Source organism: Pseudoalteromonas sp. PPB1 (assembly GCF_015356275.1).
GTDB lineage: Bacteria > Pseudomonadota > Gammaproteobacteria > Enterobacterales > Alteromonadaceae > Pseudoalteromonas > Pseudoalteromonas rubra_D.
Window position 1 is genome coordinate 36,227 of the sequence record NZ_JACEQV010000007.1, and the last position, 15,846, is coordinate 52,072.

The 15,846-nt window shown below is 46.6% G+C and carries 18 protein-coding genes; 16 read left to right on the forward strand and 2 right to left on the reverse strand.

Annotated elements, in window-relative coordinates; translation table 11 throughout:
* The first annotated feature begins 13 nt into the window (after nt 1–13).
* From IY568_RS08875 to IY568_RS08915, 9 genes are all read left to right on the forward strand, one after another.
* Nucleotides 14–1,054 (forward strand): Leu/Phe/Val dehydrogenase, encoded by a 1,041-nt coding sequence (locus IY568_RS08875; RefSeq protein WP_194867358.1) that lies wholly within the window; start codon nt 14–16, stop codon nt 1,052–1,054.
* Nucleotides 1,055–1,106: 52 nt separating this feature from the next.
* Nucleotides 1,107–1,754 carry a CatA-like O-acetyltransferase gene (locus tag IY568_RS08880; protein WP_125561640.1) on the forward strand — a complete coding sequence of 216 codons (648 nt, stop codon included), beginning with the start codon at nt 1,107–1,109 and terminating at the stop codon, nt 1,752–1,754.
* A 395-nt stretch (nt 1,755–2,149) separates the two neighbouring features.
* Nucleotides 2,150–2,920 carry a DUF3450 domain-containing protein gene (locus IY568_RS08885; protein ID WP_010381823.1) on the forward strand — a complete coding sequence of 257 codons (771 nt, stop codon included), beginning with the start codon at nt 2,150–2,152 and terminating at the stop codon, nt 2,918–2,920.
* A 6-nt stretch (nt 2,921–2,926) separates the two neighbouring features.
* Nucleotides 2,927–4,291, forward strand: coding sequence for a MotA/TolQ/ExbB proton channel family protein (locus IY568_RS08890; protein WP_125561638.1), 1,365 nt, complete (start codon nt 2,927–2,929; stop codon nt 4,289–4,291).
* Nucleotides 4,291–4,815: a MotA/TolQ/ExbB proton channel family protein gene (locus IY568_RS08895; RefSeq protein ID WP_125561636.1), complete on the forward strand. Its 525-nt coding sequence runs from the start codon at nt 4,291–4,293 to the stop codon at nt 4,813–4,815. The genes IY568_RS08890 and IY568_RS08895 overlap by 1 nt, the downstream gene beginning before the upstream one ends.
* Before the next feature lie 14 nt (nt 4,816–4,829).
* The gene (locus IY568_RS08900; protein ID WP_010381814.1) at nt 4,830–5,234 is read left to right on the forward strand and encodes an ExbD/TolR family protein; all 405 of its coding nucleotides are present in this window, start codon (nt 4,830–4,832) and stop codon (nt 5,232–5,234) included.
* Nucleotides 5,234–5,848, forward strand: a complete 615-nt coding sequence (locus IY568_RS08905; RefSeq protein WP_021032687.1) for an energy transducer TonB — start codon at nt 5,234–5,236, stop codon at nt 5,846–5,848. The genes IY568_RS08900 and IY568_RS08905 overlap by 1 nt, the downstream gene beginning before the upstream one ends.
* A 12-nt stretch (nt 5,849–5,860) precedes the next feature.
* Nucleotides 5,861–7,123 (forward strand): tetratricopeptide repeat protein, encoded by a 1,263-nt coding sequence (locus tag IY568_RS08910; protein ID WP_194867359.1) that lies wholly within the window; start codon nt 5,861–5,863, stop codon nt 7,121–7,123.
* 198 nt (nt 7,124–7,321) lie between these two features.
* Entirely contained in the window at nt 7,322–8,350 is a 1,029-nt protein-coding gene (locus tag IY568_RS08915) for a hypothetical protein (protein ID WP_194867360.1), read from the forward strand.
* On the opposite strand, the gene IY568_RS08920 is transcribed toward IY568_RS08915, so the two are convergent.
* The gene (locus IY568_RS08920; RefSeq protein WP_058795722.1) at nt 8,337–8,690 is read right to left on the reverse strand and encodes a TraR/DksA C4-type zinc finger protein; all 354 of its coding nucleotides are present in this window, start codon (nt 8,688–8,690) and stop codon (nt 8,337–8,339) included. The genes IY568_RS08915 and IY568_RS08920 overlap by 14 nt on opposite strands.
* Before the next feature lie 35 nt (nt 8,691–8,725).
* On the reverse strand, nt 8,726–9,718 hold the full coding sequence (locus IY568_RS08925) for a tRNA-dihydrouridine synthase (RefSeq protein WP_125561630.1): 993 nt from the start codon (nt 9,716–9,718) through the stop codon (nt 8,726–8,728).
* Nucleotides 9,719–9,883: 165 nt separating this feature from the next.
* On the opposite strand from IY568_RS08925, the gene IY568_RS08930 reads away from it, so the two are divergent.
* From IY568_RS08930 to IY568_RS08955, 7 genes are all read left to right on the forward strand, one after another.
* Nucleotides 9,884–10,318 (forward strand): hypothetical protein, encoded by a 435-nt coding sequence (locus tag IY568_RS08930; RefSeq protein ID WP_010381799.1) that lies wholly within the window; start codon nt 9,884–9,886, stop codon nt 10,316–10,318.
* A gap of 25 nt (nt 10,319–10,343) precedes the next feature.
* The gene (locus tag IY568_RS08935) at nt 10,344–11,180 is read left to right on the forward strand and encodes a DUF692 domain-containing protein (RefSeq protein WP_194867361.1); all 837 of its coding nucleotides are present in this window, start codon (nt 10,344–10,346) and stop codon (nt 11,178–11,180) included.
* Nucleotides 11,180–11,926, forward strand: a complete 747-nt coding sequence (locus IY568_RS08940; protein WP_125561626.1) for a DNA-binding domain-containing protein — start codon at nt 11,180–11,182, stop codon at nt 11,924–11,926. Before IY568_RS08935 ends, IY568_RS08940 begins: the two co-directional genes overlap by 1 nt.
* A gap of 147 nt (nt 11,927–12,073) precedes the next feature.
* Nucleotides 12,074–12,196, forward strand: a complete 123-nt coding sequence (locus tag IY568_RS25115; protein ID WP_010381788.1) for a hypothetical protein — start codon at nt 12,074–12,076, stop codon at nt 12,194–12,196.
* 165 nt (nt 12,197–12,361) lie between these two features.
* Entirely contained in the window at nt 12,362–12,907 is a 546-nt protein-coding gene (gene apt / locus IY568_RS08945; protein ID WP_125561624.1) for an adenine phosphoribosyltransferase, read from the forward strand.
* Between the two features lie 6 nt (nt 12,908–12,913).
* Nucleotides 12,914–15,406, forward strand: a complete 2,493-nt coding sequence (dnaX, locus tag IY568_RS08950; RefSeq protein WP_194867362.1) for a DNA polymerase III subunit gamma/tau — start codon at nt 12,914–12,916, stop codon at nt 15,404–15,406.
* A gap of 67 nt (nt 15,407–15,473) precedes the next feature.
* Nucleotides 15,474–15,800, forward strand: coding sequence for a YbaB/EbfC family nucleoid-associated protein (locus IY568_RS08955; RefSeq protein WP_010381780.1), 327 nt, complete (start codon nt 15,474–15,476; stop codon nt 15,798–15,800).
* The last annotated feature ends 46 nt before the right edge of the window (nt 15,801–15,846 follow it).

The following is a 15,846-nucleotide window of genomic DNA, read 5'->3' on the forward strand; positions in this document are numbered from 1 at the left end:
GAGAACAAACAAAGTGGCTGTATTTAACCAAGTTGAATTTGATAACCACGAACAAGTAGTTTTTTGTTCTGATGAAGCATCGGGCTTGAAGGCAATCATTGCTGTTCATAATACTAAGCTTGGTCCTGCGGTTGGCGGATGTCGCCTTTGGGACTATGCAGATGATGCCGATGCAGTCTATGACGTATTGCGTCTTTCAAAGGGCATGACTTATAAAAACGCCGTCGCGCGTTTGCCTTTTGGCGGTGGTAAATCTGTGATCATTGGTGATGCTAAGAAAATCAAATCTGAAGCGTTATTCAGAGCGTTTGGCAAACACCTTGAACGCCTCGGTGGTAGCTACTATTCAGCAGAAGACGTTAACATCACCACAGGTGATGTAATGACAATGCATAAAGAGACTAATTATGTAATGGGTCTCGAAGGCAAAAGCGGTAACCCGTCGCCTTTCACTGCATTGGGCACGTTCCTAGGTATTAAGGCTGCTTACCAACACAAGCATGGTCATCAAGACCTGTCTGGTGTGAAAGTATCCGTTCAGGGTCTGGGCGCGGTTGCTTACACTTTGTGTAAATACTTGCACGAAGCGGGTGCTGAGCTGTTTGTGACCGATATTAATCAGGCATCGATTGATAAAGTCGTGAATGACTTTGGCGCAACAGCGGTGAGCATTGATGAAATCTACGACCTGGAAGTAGATGTTTACGCGCCGTGTGCACTAGGTGCAACAGTAAACGATGAAACTATCCCTCGTATTAAAGCTAGCATCATTGCTGGCTGTGCGAATAACCAGCTTGCTGAATCAAGGCATGGTGAGATCTTGCGCGAAAAGGGTGTGCTTTATGCACCTGACTATGTCATTAATGCGGGTGGTATCATCAATGTATATTACGAGACAAAACCTGAGGGGTACAGCGAAGAGGCCGCAACTAAGCACGTTGAGGGCATCTACGACACCCTGACTGAAATCTTTGCTCGTTCTGATGCTGAGCAAAAATCAACGCATCTGATTGCCGATAAGTTGGCACAAGAGATCATCGCAAACGGTTTGTAATCGTAAGCTGATACACTCAATATAGAGGGGAGTTTTCCCTCTATATTGAATTATGAAAAAAATCACTCCCTCAGACTGGCCCAGAGCCGAACATTTTGAATTTTATTTAGGTTTCGACCAGCCTTATTTTAATATTACGACCCGCCTGAAGATGGGCACGCTGTACACCCTTTGCAAGCAACAGCAACTCTCTTTTACCTTTAGCTATTTGTATTGTCTGAGCAAAGCCTGTCAGAATTACGAGCCTATCCGCTACCGAATAATGAATGAACACCCATGCGTTGTTGATCAAGTTGAGATGAGCTGTGTATTTTTGCGTGAAGACAGAAGCTTTCGATTTGTGCCTTTGGTTGCTTGTGAAGGTATCCACGACTACATTAAAGAGAATGTAGCGCAGAAAAATGCGTATCTGGAACAGCCTTTGGTTAGTGAACACTTTTTGGCGACTTCTGAGACTCCACAGCAACTTTATTTATCCATATTGCCTTGGTTGGATTTCAGTAGCTTCAGCCATGCCCGAAACGCAAAAGATAACCTTGGTATTCCAAAGTGTGTTTTCGGTCGCTTTGATGTGCAAACAGGTGAATTGCCATTCTCTATTGAAGTACACCATGCTTTGATGGATGGCTTACATGTAGCGGAATTTATCCAGGAAATAGAAATTCAGTGCCGGTTATTGTGTGAACAGTTATTAGGCTAAGTCTTCCTTTCTGGCTGTATTCGCTGTTGCACAAAGGTGAATGCTAAGTGTTCAGTCGGTGCCTAGATCCTTGATATTAAAAACGAAATAAATTACTAAGTTGTGCAAATTTAAGGCTGTAGATTAGGGCTAAATAGCTGTAATAAAATGTAAATAAAGTTGCTTTGTGTATGAAATATAAGTGCTTAAGGTTTTTATTCTTGGTTTCCTTGTTAATACAATGTTTTTTTTCAATTTATTTCATCGCGACAAGCAAAAATTGTTTTAAACATGAAGTTGACATGGGCAATAGCATTTAGCATTATTGCACGGTTGATACTGCTAAAAGTATCCGGGGTACTCTCTAAGAGAGTGCAAAAATTATAAAAGTAACATTACTTAATTGGTTGGGAACTATGTCTGTTAAAATCAGAAAGAGCCTTGTAGCTTCAGCGCTTTTTGGCGCAGCGGCAATTGCAAGCAGCAATGTGATGGCAGATCCTTTGAATGACATACAAAAAGTAGGTCAGCAAACTCAAACGGCTGCTAAAAAGTCTCAAGACAAGATTGATGGTATCTACGGTCAAACTATCGAAATGGTAGCTGAGTACCGTGGAATTGTTGACGAAACAGAACTTCTGAAAGTTTACAACGACCACGTAGCACGTTTGGTTGCAGACCAAAATGCAAATATCGAATCTCTAGAACGTCAGATCGCGACGGTTGATAAAACTAAGCAAGACGTTGTGCCTTTGATGTATCGCATGATTGATACACTCGAGCAATTCATCAAAGCGGACGTGCCGTTTGATACTGAAAAGCGTCTAGAGCGTATTGAGAGATTACGTGAGACACTTACTAATGCAAAAGTAACGACGTCTGAAAAATACCGTCAGGTACTTGAAGCATACAGCATTGAAACCAACTATGGTTCTGCAATGGTTGCTTCTCAAGGTTCACTTGAGATCAACGGTAAAAACATCAATGTTGACTTCGCCCGTCTAGGCCGTATCGCATTTGTTGCTCAGTCTTTCGACCAGAAGCAAGCGTGGGTTTGGAACACCAGCAGCAAGCAGTGGGATCAGTTAGGTGAAGAATATCTGAAGCCTATCAAAGACATGATCCGTATCGCACGTGGTCAGGCTGCCCCAGAACTAGTTAAACTACCTATTTTCGGCGCGGAGTAATAAAACATGAAGAAACTATTTAAAGGTTTTGCCGTTGCTGCAGCATTAACAGTTTCTGCTGGTGGCGCATTGAACGCACATGCAAGCACTGAGTCTCTGGATAAAATCCTTGAGCAAGTAAAGCAGAACCGTATCTCTGAAGGTAAAATCAACAAAGCTCGCGAACAAGAGTTCCTGTCAGATCGTGCTGACAAGCAAGCTTTGCTGAACAAAGCTAAGCGCGACCTTGCTGCTGAAAAAGCACGTGGTGAGCGTCTTAACAAGGAATTCAAGCAAAACGAAGTAACACTTGCTGAGAAAGAAACTGAACTACTTAACGCACAGGGTACCCTGGGTGAGATGTTCGGTGTGGTACGTCGTAACGCTGCTGAAGCAATCGGTGCTATCGAAGCGTCAATCATCAGTGCTGAAAAGCCTGGACGTTCAGAAGTACTTCGTTCACTGGCAGCTGCTAAAGAACTACCAACTACTCGCGAGTTGGAAGAGCTTTGGATTGCTTTCCAAACTGAAATGACTGAGTCTGCAAAAATCTCTACTTTCGAATCTGAAGTAGCTGAACTAAGCGGCGACATCAATGTTAAACAAGTAACTCGTGTTGGTAACTTCAACCTAGTAACTAAAGACGGCTACGTTGTTTACGATGCAGAAAACAAACAAATCGTACCTTTAGGTAAGCAACCTTCTTCAGACGTTCTAGCAACTGTTGCTGATCTTCTGAGCACGTCTGCTGACCAGTACACACCTTTCGTTGTTGACCCAACGCGTGGTGCTATCCTACGTCTGAACACTCAGCGTGCAACTGTTGAAGAACGTTGGCACCAGGGTGACACAGTAGGTTACATCATCACTGCATTGTTGGCACTTGGTGCATTAATCGCTGTTGTTCGTTTCCTAGACCTAATGCTGGTTGGTGCGAAGATCAAGGCACAAATCAAGAACGCTAACAACCCAAGTGACAGCAACCCACTGGGTCGTATCTTGAAAGTGTACCACGACAACAAGAACCAAGACGTTGAAAACCTTGAGCTTAAACTTGACGAAGCAATTCTACGTGAAACGCCTCGTATCGAAGCTGGTATCAACATCATCAAGATCCTTGCAGCTATCGCACCTCTACTAGGTCTACTAGGTACGGTTGTTGGTATGATCCTGACGTTCGAATCAATCACACTATTTGGTACTGGTGATCCGAAGATCATGGCAGGTAACATCTCTCTAGCTCTTGTTACTACTGCGCTTGGTCTAATTGCTGCGCTACCGTTAATCCTACTTCACGCTATCGTTGCGGGTCGTAGTAAATCTATCCTACACATTCTTGACGAGCAAAGCGCGGGTATCGTTGCTGCGCACGCGGAGAAGGAGAGAGCATAATGCTAGTCCTGGTGGAGACGTGGGAATCTATCAGGGATTTTGTTGCTACAGGCGGCGATGTATTATACGTGGTCGCGATAGCACTCTTTCTAATGTGGGTATTAATGATTGAGCGCTATTGGTTCCTATTGGCTGAGTTTCCTAAAATTAAGAAGGGAATTGTAGCAAGATGGGATGCCCGCCAAGATACTACATCTTGGTACGCACACAGAATCCGCGATGCATGGATTTCTGAAGCGTCTGAAAAATTAGATGAGCGCATGTTGATTATCAAAACATTGGTTGCAATGTGTCCGTTAATCGGTCTACTAGGTACAGTGACAGGTATGATTTCGGTATTCGAAACCATGGCTACACAAGGTACAGGTAACCCTCGATTGATGGCCTCAGGCATCTCAATGGCAACGATACCAACAATGGCTGGAATGGTTGCGGCACTATCAGGTGTATTCTTTAGCACCCGTCTTGAAGCGAGAGCGAAGATGGCTAAAGAGAAACTAATTGATAGCTTGCCACATCACTAGAGAGAGATTTTATTATGGCACGTAAACAACGTTTTCGTGAGGAAGAAGAAGCAGCAGTAGACATGACCCCGATGCTTGACATCGTATTCATCATGTTGATCTTCTTCATCGTTACTACCTCTTTTGTTAAAGAGGCTGGTATTGAAGTTAAAAAGCCAAAAGCTGCACAGGCACAACAAACTAAGAATGCGAACATCTTCATCGCTATCCGTGAAAACGGTGAGATTTGGATGGATAAGCGTCAGGTTGATGTTGAGCGTGTAAGTGCGAACCTTGAAAATCTGTTAGCTGAGCAACAAACCGAGACCGTTATTATCCAGGCGGATAAAGGCGCGAAACACGGTGTAGTTGTTAAGGTAATGGACCAGATTAAGGCAACTGACGACGCCTTGAAGATTTCAATAGCTGGAGCTAAGTGATGATTCGATTTCTGTTTTCACTTCTTGCAGGTGGGGCAGTAACCTTCGGCTTATTCTTCTTTATGTCCTATCTTATCTCAGGAGGAGCGGATAGGGCTGATAATAAGAAGGAAGAGATCATAGTCGAGATTATGTCGAATCCGCCTGAATCAGATGTGCAGGAGAGGAAGCGTGTACCGCCTCCACCTCCTCCACCGCCAAAGCAGCCGCCTAAACCGCAGCCGCCTCAGCCTGAGAATGCTAACCCAAATGCAGGTGCAATTGGCTTTAACATGCCAAGCATCGACATCGGTGGCACAGCTGGTGGTTTAAGTGGTCCTGGTGATTTCGGTCGTGACGGTGAAGCAACACCTATCGTTCGTATCGAACCTAAGTATCCGCCTCAAGCAGCGCGTGATGGTAAAGAAGGCTGGGTACAGCTGCGCTTCACTATCAATGAGCTGGGCGGTGTAGATGACATTGAGATCATCGATGCTGAACCAAAGCGTATTTTCAACCGTGAAGCAAAACGTGCGCTTCGCAAATGGAAGTACAGACCTAAAATCGTTGATGGTAAGCCTCAGAAACAGCCAGGTATTACTGTACAACTCGACTTTAAACTTAACCAAGACTAATAGGAGTAAGGTATGAAGCAAATGTCTAAAGCAACAGCTCTTGCTCTGATGATGTCTTTGGCTGGCGGTGCTTTAAGCACTGCCGCATTTGCCGCCCCTGATCCTGCAAAGATCGAAGCGCGTAAAAATGCCAAAACTAAGGTTATGGGTGAGCGAGTTGGTAAAAAGGTTATCAAAGCGTTTGACTTGTATAACGAAGACAAAGTTGATGAAGCGATTGCATTATTGCTTGAAATCGACGCGTCTGACGACTTCGACCGCGCTACGGTAAACCGTTACCTGGGTAACTTGTATGCTCAGAAAGAAGAGTATCAAACAGCAATCAAGTACATCCGCCAGGCGATTGCGCCAGATGTGCTGAACTTTAAAGATCAAGGCGATCTAATTAAGTTGTTAGGTGACCTTCTGATTGGTACTGAGCAATACGACGGTGCCAAGAAAGCTTACTACGACTGGATGGATTTCACTGGCGAGCTAGATGCTAAAGTGTATGGCCGTATTGCTCAGGCAAACTATGAACTCAAGCAGTTCAGAGATGTGATTGAGCCGGCGGACCAGGCAATTGCGCTAAACAAAGAAGAACCAAATAAGTCATTCTATATGCTTAAAATTGGTTCTTACTTTGAGCTTAAGCAGTTCAAAAACGCCGTAAAGGTGGCTGAAGAACTGGTGAAACTGTTCCCTGAAGACCCGAAAATGTGGACTCAGTTGGGCTCCTTCTATATGCAAACGGAAGACTACAAAAAAGGTCAAACCGTGATGGAAGTGGCTTATAAAAATGGTTATTTTGAAAAAGAAAACCATTATAAAATTCTGAGCAGCTACTACTCATTGAACGAAATTCCATACAAAGCCGCTAAGGTGATGGAAAAGTCGGTCAAAGAGGAGAAGGTTAAGCGCACTAAGCAAAACGTGACGGCTGTTGCCAGCTACTATCATCAGGCTAAGCACATCAGCGATGCTGCTAAGTACTATGAAGAAGCTGCAAAGTTTGACGAAGATGCTGAGTTATACCGCAAAGCTGGTAGCTTGTTACTTCAGGATCAGCAGTACAGCGCAGCCGTTGTTCGTTTGAACAAAGCGTTGGAACTGGGTTCTGAGAAAAAAGGCACAATCTACTCAGACTTGGCGGAAGCTTACCTGTATCAGGAAAAGTATAAGCAAGCATATACTGCGATTGTTAAGGCTCAGGAAGATCCTAGAACACGTAAATTTGCTCGCAGCTGGGCCTCTTTCATTAAAGAGAAAGCACAGCGTAAAGGCATCAGCCTTTAAGTCGAAAAAGCCCCGCAAGGGGCTTTTTGCTTTTATAGCCCCAGCTCACCTAACGCTGTCATCCACAGTGATATATTCGAGCTTAGTACGCTGATTTAAGTACTAAAATCTCTCCTCATCTTTGTTATAATCTAACCCCATTGGGATCAGCTGTGCCTAGTGCATATCTGCAACGTGAAACAAAGTGGATAAACCGACATGAAAACCTCTCGGCATTATGTGTCCTCAGCACTTGTGCTGCTAACTATGATTGGCGGCTGCACTGAGCCTCAAGTAAACCTCCCTTACACAGAGTTGTCGGCGCAGCTCAGGCAACTTAATTGGTTTTCATCTGTAAGTCAGTCGCAGGTTTTACCTGAGAATGACCTTGCCGGATTACCTTTTACAGAACTTTATCTGAAAAAACGTCACGATCTTTTACAGCGCGCAGACTTGAGTAGTTTTACGGAAATAGCAGCTCAGGAAAGTCAGTATCTGAGCATACAGCAGAGATACCCTGAACGCTTTTTACCCTGGCCGGTACATATTAATCTCCCCAAGGTTGCACAAGAGCGAGGTGTGTCGTCTTCTCAATTGGATACCTGGTACACATATGTAGAGTCACGTCTGAACGAAGCCCGGGAAAGTAAAATAGTGCTTAACCGGTTAGAAAGAAATCAGTTGCTTGAACATCTTACGCCTGAGGTAACCAGACAATCACAAGCTGCGCAGCAGCTGGCGGAGTATTTGGAAAGTTATCGGGTCAGGTCGTCTCTGGGGATGTACCAGCTGCCGAATGGCAAAGAGTGGTATCAGAGCAAGCTCAATTTCTATGGTGGCTCTGTGAGTGCACCTGAATCCTTGTTTAGTAAATTACAGAGTGTAACGAATGATACCAGGGACGTTATGGTACAGGTGAATTACAAGGCAAGTGATCCTTTGGTACATCAGCTGCTGGCTAAGTGCGATAAAGTTGCGGGTTTAAACTGGCGGGACCAATTCGTATCTTTGCGCCAAACTGCCAGTCAGTGTGATACCAAGTGGAATAAAGGCGAACTTCAATTCGCCGCAGTCATGATGGAAGTGGATTTGGGGGTGCATTACTTTGCGTGGTCGCAGAAACAAGCTCTGTTGGCACTGCAGTCTAGGTTAGCGCTGAATGAAGACCAGGCCTTTGTTTTGCTGAAGAATATCCTTTTCTTTCCTGCAACCAGTTTTGTGTTGTTAAACCAAGTTACTTCTGCTTAGCCAGGCATTCAAGGCACCTTTGTGCGGCCGGGTCAACGGCGAGCAGGGTGTCTTCAATTTTCTTCTCACAGTCACAGCAGTAGCCAAACTGGCCTATGTCCATCTGGCAAATTGCGGCTTCTACTTTGACCAAGCGTTCAAAGTTCGGAAATTGACCCGGACAGATCCTGTCGGTCGCGATATCGACCCATTCGTGTGGTGGCGCTGACTGTAATGTGCTGATCAACGCCTCGGTCGCATGGTTACTGGCTTGTTTTAAATCCGCAAGAAACTCGTGTCGGATCTGGTCGAGCTCAGCCTGCAGTTTTACCTGATAGTGATTCTTTAAATTCTCATTCATGGCGCTCTTCTCCTTTTCTGAGCATCCATTATCTATTAGGCAGTCGGCTCATTGTTATGATTTGAATCAATCAGCGGGGACTTTGCGTATTTATCCAGCACGGTTACCACGTCATCTTTGCTTTTCAGACGTTTTATCTCATCGAATAAGGTATGAGCCTGAGGGTATTGTAACTTTAAGTAACCTAGCCACTGCTTGGTGCGTGATGAAAAGTACTTTTCACCTACCTCAGGGTCCTGATGCATTGAGGAATGTAATATGTGATAAACCACTTCCTGCCACTCAAGTGGACGGTAGTCTCGTCCTTCGACGTGTGCTTTTATCTTGGCTGCCAGATCTGGGGTGGCCAATGCGCCCCGGCCTAACATCAGATTGTCGCAGGCGCTGCGCTGCTGGCAACGGATTGCATCCTCTACTTGCCAGATTTCGCCATTGGCGACAACAGGAATTGTCAGCCTTTCCAGAAGCGGAGGAATTTTCTCCCAGTAGGCCGGTGGTTTATAGCCATCACGTTTGGTGCGGGCGTGGATAACCAGGCTGGATGCGCCTGCGCTTTGTACGGCGTCGACAATCTCAGTGCTGTTTGCATCGTCGTCAAAGCCAAGTCGAATTTTGGCACTGACTTCGTGCTCTTGCGGTACTGCTTCGCGAACAGCGCGAATGATTTGATATATTTGCTCAGGCTCTTTGAGCAGTACTGCGCCACCTTTACTCTTGTTGACCGTCTTAGCTGGACACCCAAAATTAAGATCAACACCGTGAGAGCCCAGCTTTACAGCTTTTCTGGCATTAGCGGCCAACGCCTGTGGCACCTGGCCAAGCAGTTGAATACGCACAGGCGTGCCTGCGCGGGTTAACCCGCCATTGAGCAGCTCAGGACAGTAACGCACAAAGACACGGCGCGGCAGTGTCAGGTCTACAACACGAATAAACTCAGTGACACACATATCAAACCCACCGAGATCGGTGAGCAGTTCACGCATTTTAAAATCGACAACGCCCTCCATCGGGGCCAAAAATAGCTTCATTATTACCGCACCAGAAAAAATTCGGGCTATTCTATACGAGAGGAGCAGATTATTAATAGGGAAATGGAGATAAAAATTTCTCAAATGCTGAAATAAATATCTTCAGTCCGTGGTCTACTAAGCGAATCATCCATTTTTTATTGCTACCGATTGAGAGAGAACAACATGAAATCAGTAAAGAAAACTAACACACTTGCAATGACATTAGGTGCCGCTGTCGTTACTGCGGCTACATTTAGCGCACCAGAGGCTGCTGCTAATCCATTTAGTTTTGAGCAAATGACGGCTGGTTATCAGTTAGACGCAGGTGAAGGTAAATGCGGCGAAGGCAAATGTGGCGGCGATGCTAAAGGTAAAAAAGAAGGCAAATGCGGCGAAGGTAAATGTGGCGGCGATGCTAAAGGTAAAAAAGAGGGCAAATGCGGCGAAGGTAAATGTGGCGGCGATGCCAAAGGTAAAAAAGAAGGCAAATGCGGCGAAGGTAAATGTGGCGGCGATGCCAAAGGTAAAAAAGAAGGTAAATGCGGCGAAGGTAAATGTGGTGGCAAAACCAAAAAAGAAGGTAAATGTGGTGAAGGCAAGTGCGGTGGCCACGCATAATCAGTGATTAGGCTAAGGAGTGATAATGAATAAACCGTTTGGTATGGTTGGCATGGGCCTGAGGCGTGAAATGCTGGATGACATTCTGGCTGCACCGCCTCAGCAGGTAGACTATTACGAAGTCGCCCCCGAAAACTGGATGACGCTCGGTGGCAAATACGCTGCTCAGTTTTCAGAGTTAACGGCCCGGCACCCATTTGTCTGTCATGGTTTGTCATTATCACTCGGATCACCAGCACCGCTTGATACCGAGTTTGTCAGTAATCTGAAAACCTTTTTTAGCCAGCATAACATACGGTGCTATAGCGAACACTTGAGCTATTGTTCAGGGGACGGGCACATGTACGATTTGATGCCGATCCCTTTCACTGAAGAAGCTGTAATGCATACCGCAGCAAGGATCCGGGAAGTACAAGCACGCCTGGAGCGTCGCATCGCGGTAGAAAACGTTTCCTATTACGCTGCGCCTGGTCAGCAATTATCGGAGCTGGACTTTACCCTGGCGGTATTGGAAGAGGCCGATTGTGATTTGCTGCTGGATGTGAACAATATTTACGTCAACTCAATTAATCATGGTTATGATGCCAACGCGTTTCTTGCGGCAATGCCCAGTGAGCGCATTGCATATGGCCACATAGCTGGTCATTATGTCGAGGCTGAAGACCTGCTGGTCGATACGCATGGCGATGCAGTGTGCGACCCTGTCTGGCAGCTGTTGCAGGAGGCGTATCGCATACATGGTGTGTTTCCGACTTTGCTTGAACGAGACTTCAACATTCCGCCGATGCCTCAGTTATTGGATGAGGTGGATCAGATCCATGCTGTACAGCGTCTGGATAAATCACAAAGAGGGATCGCTTGATGTCATTTCAGCAAATCCAGGCCGATTTTATGGCCCACATTAAAAATCCGATCAAATATCCCGCGCCGAAGGGTATTGAAGACAGGCGGATGCAAGTTTATCGCGAGCTATTTTTTAATAATATTGAAGGGTTTGTCGCCTCCACATTTCCGGTGCTGAAAAGCCTATATGATGAACAAACTTGGTTAACTCTGGTGCGGGCGTTTTTTAGTCAGCATGACTGCCTGTCTCCCTACTTTTTGGAGATCAGTCGGGAGTTTTTGGGCTTTCTGCAAGAGGAGTATACACCCACACCTGCAGATCCGCCTTTTATGCTCGAACTGGCCCATTATGAGTGGACTGAGTTGGAAGTGGCTATTGTACAGGAAGCCGAAGCGGAGTTGCCAATACCGCTGCCTTTGTCTGAACAATCGGGGCTTCATCTGGCGCAGGCTGCACGGAGTGTAAGTTATCAGTATCCGGTGCATCAGATAACTTGTGACTATCAGCCTCAAAGTACCTCAGGCCCTCATTGCTTTATCGTTTATCGCGATAGGGCATTTGACGTACAATTTATCGAAACTAATCCAATGACGGCATTGTTGATCCAAAACATTGTTGTCAACCCCGGGATAACCATAGGCGCGTTGGCCGCACATCTGGCCGAGCAATTTAGCCAATTTGACAAAGAGACCCTGATCAATGGTGCGATCCAGACGCTCAGTCAGTTTGTTCGCCTTGGTATATTGGTCGATAAAAAAGCATAATTCCCCTTTATCAGTTTGTTAAGTTCGATTATTATGGGCGCCGTTTTGTCGTGCTTATGCTGAGTGCAGGACAGGCGGCTGATCCCGGGCAGTTTTGCCCTCTTCAGGCTGCTTGCTCACCCAGCGCTTAATAAATAAAGGTGTAATATGTCTAAAGGTGATTTCAAAGATCCGTTCAACGCGAAGTATTTCCTGGCTTTTATCGCTGTATTTGCTGGCATTGGTTGCCTGAATGCAATTCTAGGCTGGGCGACTGCACTGAGCGCTTAATCGCTACATAGAACCTAGAGTTAAAAAGCCACCTGTCGATTGGGTGGTTTTTTTCTATCCGAACATTGCGAAATTATCGCAAAATCCTGCCTCCTGGCATTTCATGTCATTGCTTTCTTGTTATAATCGAGCTCTTTGATATTAAAACTTATTAAGCATTCGATTATGACACAAGCAAATTTGTCACTGATTAAAGACAGCATCGCAACGGTTCCTAACTACCCGAAAGAAGGGATCATGTTCCGTGATGTGACGACCTTGTTGGCTAACCCGGCAGCATTCAAAGCAACGATGGATTGCCTGGTTGAAGCATACAAAGATCAGGGCTTTACCAAGATTATTGGTACTGAGTCTCGTGGCTTTATCTTTGGTGCGCCGTTGGCTTATGAATTGGGTTTGCCTTTTATTCCGGTACGTAAGCCTGGCAAGTTACCGCGCGAAGTGATTAGCCAATCTTATCAGCTTGAGTATGGTGAAGATGTATTAGAGCTGCATACTGATGCTGTCGAACAGGGCGATAAAGTTCTATTGGTTGATGATTTACTGGCAACCGGTGGTACCATTGAAGCGACCGCTAAACTGGTTGAGCGTCTTGGTGGTAAAGCGACAGACGCCGCCTTTGTAATTTCATTGCCAGAACTGGGCGGTGAGAAGCGCGTTGCAGACATGGGCATTAAAGTGCTTAAACTGGTCGAGTTTGACGGCGAGTAACGCACGATGAGTTATCAGGTTCTGGCGCGTAAATGGCGTCCACAGTCGTTCCACGAGATGATGGGGCAGGAGCATGTTAAACAGGCGCTCATTAATGCATTGAATGAGCAACGTTTGCATCATGCCTATCTGTTCACAGGTACTCGTGGAGTGGGTAAAACGACCATTGCCAGGATCTTCGCCAAGAGCCTGAATTGTGAGGTGGGGATCACTTCCACACCGTGTGGTCAATGTAGTGCGTGTGAAGAGATAGAAGCCGGTAAGTTCATTGACCTTATCGAGATAGATGCCGCATCGCGCACAAAAGTTGAAGACACGAGAGAAATTCTGGACAACGTACAATATGCACCGACTCGGGGTCGCTACAAAGTGTATCTGATCGATGAAGTGCACATGTTGTCCAAGCACAGTTTTAATGCTTTGCTGAAAACCCTGGAAGAGCCACCTGAGCATGTTAAGTTTCTGCTGGCGACGACAGATCCGCAAAAATTACCGATCACCATCTTATCGCGCTGTTTGCAGTTTAACCTCAATGCTATGGCACAGAGCCAGATAGTAACGCAATTGTCGCAAATTCTGCCTCAGGAATCTGTCAATTTTGAAGAGCCCGCGTTAGAAGTCCTGGCTAAAGCCGCAGACGGTAGTATGCGTGATGCACTCAGCCTGACCGATCAGGCGATTGCGCAAACCAATGGCGAGCTGACTTTACCAGCAGTACAGCAAATGCTTGGCCTGATGGACAGCAGTCATGCCGTGTTGCTGATGGCTGCTGTATTGTCACAAGACGGAGAAGCCTTGTTGGCAGAAGTTGCCGACATTGCCCTGAAAAATGGTAATTTCACCAGCGTGCTGGACGATTTAATTAGTTTACTGCATCTGGTTCAGTTAACTCAGTTGGTACCTCAGGCGGCCAATTTTGGTCAGTTTGAGGCTGAGCAGGTGAAGACATTGGCACAGCAGTTAACGCCGCAAAACACGCAGTTTATGTATCAGTTATTGTTGGCCGGGAAAAAAGATCTGAGCTGGGCACCTGAGCCTAAGCTGGGCTTCGAAATGATCATGCTGAGGTTGCTGGCATTTGAACAGGCTGACTTTAGCCAGCCGACTGGCTCAGTGCCAGCCGCAGCGGCAAAGGATCCGGGAAAGGTTGGCAAGCTCAGAGACATGCTGAGTGCAAAGCCACGTGGCCCACAGGCTCAAACCTCTGTATCTGCCCCTGAACATCATAGTGCAACAACGCAAAGTCCGGTGGTAACGCCAGATCCGCAACCTGCACCGCAAAAGAATATGGAAGTGGCTGCACAGCCAGGCGCAACGAAGACACATCAGAGTGCGCCGCCTCTACAGGGGCAACAAAATGATGCGCCGGTAGCTGTTCACCAAACGGATGTTCCAGCCCATCAAGTGCCGGCATCGCAGACCATGCTAGAGCGAGCAACACCAGTAATTCAAGACGAGAGTACTGCCCTGAGACAGACTCCGCCTTCTGCAGCTCAGCCGATGCCGGGCGATGCCTCGATTGAGCAACAATACCAGGACATTATGGCTCAGGCCGAATCTCAGGGGTATGAGCAGTACCAGAGCGAGCCTCAGTCTCAGCCAATGCCTGCGCATCAGCAACCGGAGCAGGGTCAACAACCTGAGCACACACCGGTTCAGCAACTGGCACAAAAGCAGCAACAGGCGCAGTCGGCGATTGCCCGGATATTACAAAACCGGCAAATTTCCGGTGCGGGTAAGTTGTTGGGAGGAGAGGACGAAGGAAAAAAGTCTGAGCCACAGCAGGGAGCTGGACCTGAGTCCGGCGCTGTTGCATCAGGCAGACACTTCCCGCCAACGTCAGCAGAGCCTATGCAAAGTGGGCCTGCAGAAACCCAGATGCGAGAGCAGGTGTCTCAGCAAGCGCAGCCGCAGCAAAGTTTTCAGCCTGTTGCCCCGGTTCGTAAAGCGAAGAAGCCAGATATGGCTGAGCGCTTTAAGAAGGACGAGAGTAAGCTGGCACCTGAGTTGCTTGAGCAATTAGCACCACAGGCTCCAGACGAGCAGGAATCACAGGAAAGTGCGCTGGACATACCAGCACCTGAAAATTTTGTCAGCCCGATCAGCGATATTAAATTCGCCCATCAAAAAGATGACTGGGCCCAGATGATTGAACAAATGCAGCTCGGCGGCCGGGTAAGGCAATTTGCGCTGCATGCTATGTTTCATCGTCGGGATCAGCACTGTACATTGCAAGTTGAGCAAAGCCAGCAGCATCTGGACTCCAGCATGCTCAGAGAAAAACTGCATGAAAGTCTGACTGAGCGACTAAATACACCGGTCGAGTTGAATATCGAATTTGTTGACGTGGTAACTGACACCCCGTTTTTGATCCAGCAGGATATTGATCAGCAGAGATATCTTCAGGCGGTCGATGCGGTTAATCACGATCCCGTGATCCAGGCCTTTGCCCGTGAGTTTGAGGCCTCGGTCGATGAAAAGTCGGTAAGGGCATTGTAATTGCGCGAGTAAGCCCTTATCTTGTATCCCATAGAATTTTAATTTTTGAAGTGTAAGAGAGCAGAGTATGTTTAAAGGTGGAATGGGCAATATCATGAAGCAGGCGCAGCAAATGCAAGAGCGCATGGAAAAAGCCCAGGAAGAGATTAAAAACCTTGAAGTGGTTGGTGAAGCAGGTGCAGGCCTGGTTAAAGTCACTATGCTCGGCAGCCACAATGTGCGCCGTGTAGAGATCGACGAAAGCCTAATGGAAGATGACAAAGACATGATCGAAGACCTGCTTGCAGCTGCGGTAAATGACGCTGTACGCCGCGTAGGCGAAGAGTCGCAGAAGCGCATGTCAGAAGTCACCGGCGGCATGCAGATGCCTCCGGGGTTCAAAATGCCTTTCTAATTGAAAGTAAAAGAAAAATAGCGCCTGATGGCGCTATTTTTTTGCC

Bases quoted from the DNA above. Each gene is read 5' to 3' on its own strand.
- IY568_RS08905 (WP_021032687.1), top strand. From the start codon at position 5,234: ATGATTCGATTTCTGTTTTCACTTCTTGCAGGTGGGGCAGTAACCTTC.
- IY568_RS08920 (WP_058795722.1), bottom strand. From the start codon at position 8,690: ATGAATGAGAATTTAAAGAATCACTATCAGGTAAAACTGCAGGCTGAG.
- IY568_RS08935 (WP_194867361.1), top strand. From the start codon at position 10,344: ATGAATAAACCGTTTGGTATGGTTGGCATGGGCCTGAGGCGTGAAATG.
- IY568_RS08955 (WP_010381780.1), top strand. From the start codon at position 15,474: ATGTTTAAAGGTGGAATGGGCAATATCATGAAGCAGGCGCAGCAAATG.
- IY568_RS08940 (WP_125561626.1), top strand. From the start codon at position 11,180: ATGTCATTTCAGCAAATCCAGGCCGATTTTATGGCCCACATTAAAAAT.
- IY568_RS08930 (WP_010381799.1), top strand. From the start codon at position 9,884: ATGAAATCAGTAAAGAAAACTAACACACTTGCAATGACATTAGGTGCC.
- apt (WP_125561624.1), top strand. From the start codon at position 12,362: ATGACACAAGCAAATTTGTCACTGATTAAAGACAGCATCGCAACGGTT.
- IY568_RS08895 (WP_125561636.1), top strand. From the start codon at position 4,291: ATGCTAGTCCTGGTGGAGACGTGGGAATCTATCAGGGATTTTGTTGCT.
- IY568_RS08880 (WP_125561640.1), top strand. From the start codon at position 1,107: ATGAAAAAAATCACTCCCTCAGACTGGCCCAGAGCCGAACATTTTGAA.
- IY568_RS08885 (WP_010381823.1), top strand. From the start codon at position 2,150: ATGTCTGTTAAAATCAGAAAGAGCCTTGTAGCTTCAGCGCTTTTTGGC.
- IY568_RS25115 (WP_010381788.1), top strand. From the start codon at position 12,074: ATGTCTAAAGGTGATTTCAAAGATCCGTTCAACGCGAAGTATTTCCTG.
- IY568_RS08915 (WP_194867360.1), top strand. From the start codon at position 7,322: ATGAAAACCTCTCGGCATTATGTGTCCTCAGCACTTGTGCTGCTAACT.
- IY568_RS08890 (WP_125561638.1), top strand. From the start codon at position 2,927: ATGAAGAAACTATTTAAAGGTTTTGCCGTTGCTGCAGCATTAACAGTT.
- IY568_RS08925 (WP_125561630.1), bottom strand. From the start codon at position 9,718: ATGAAGCTATTTTTGGCCCCGATGGAGGGCGTTGTCGATTTTAAAATG.
- IY568_RS08910 (WP_194867359.1), top strand. From the start codon at position 5,861: ATGAAGCAAATGTCTAAAGCAACAGCTCTTGCTCTGATGATGTCTTTG.
- dnaX (WP_194867362.1), top strand. From the start codon at position 12,914: ATGAGTTATCAGGTTCTGGCGCGTAAATGGCGTCCACAGTCGTTCCAC.
- IY568_RS08900 (WP_010381814.1), top strand. From the start codon at position 4,830: ATGGCACGTAAACAACGTTTTCGTGAGGAAGAAGAAGCAGCAGTAGAC.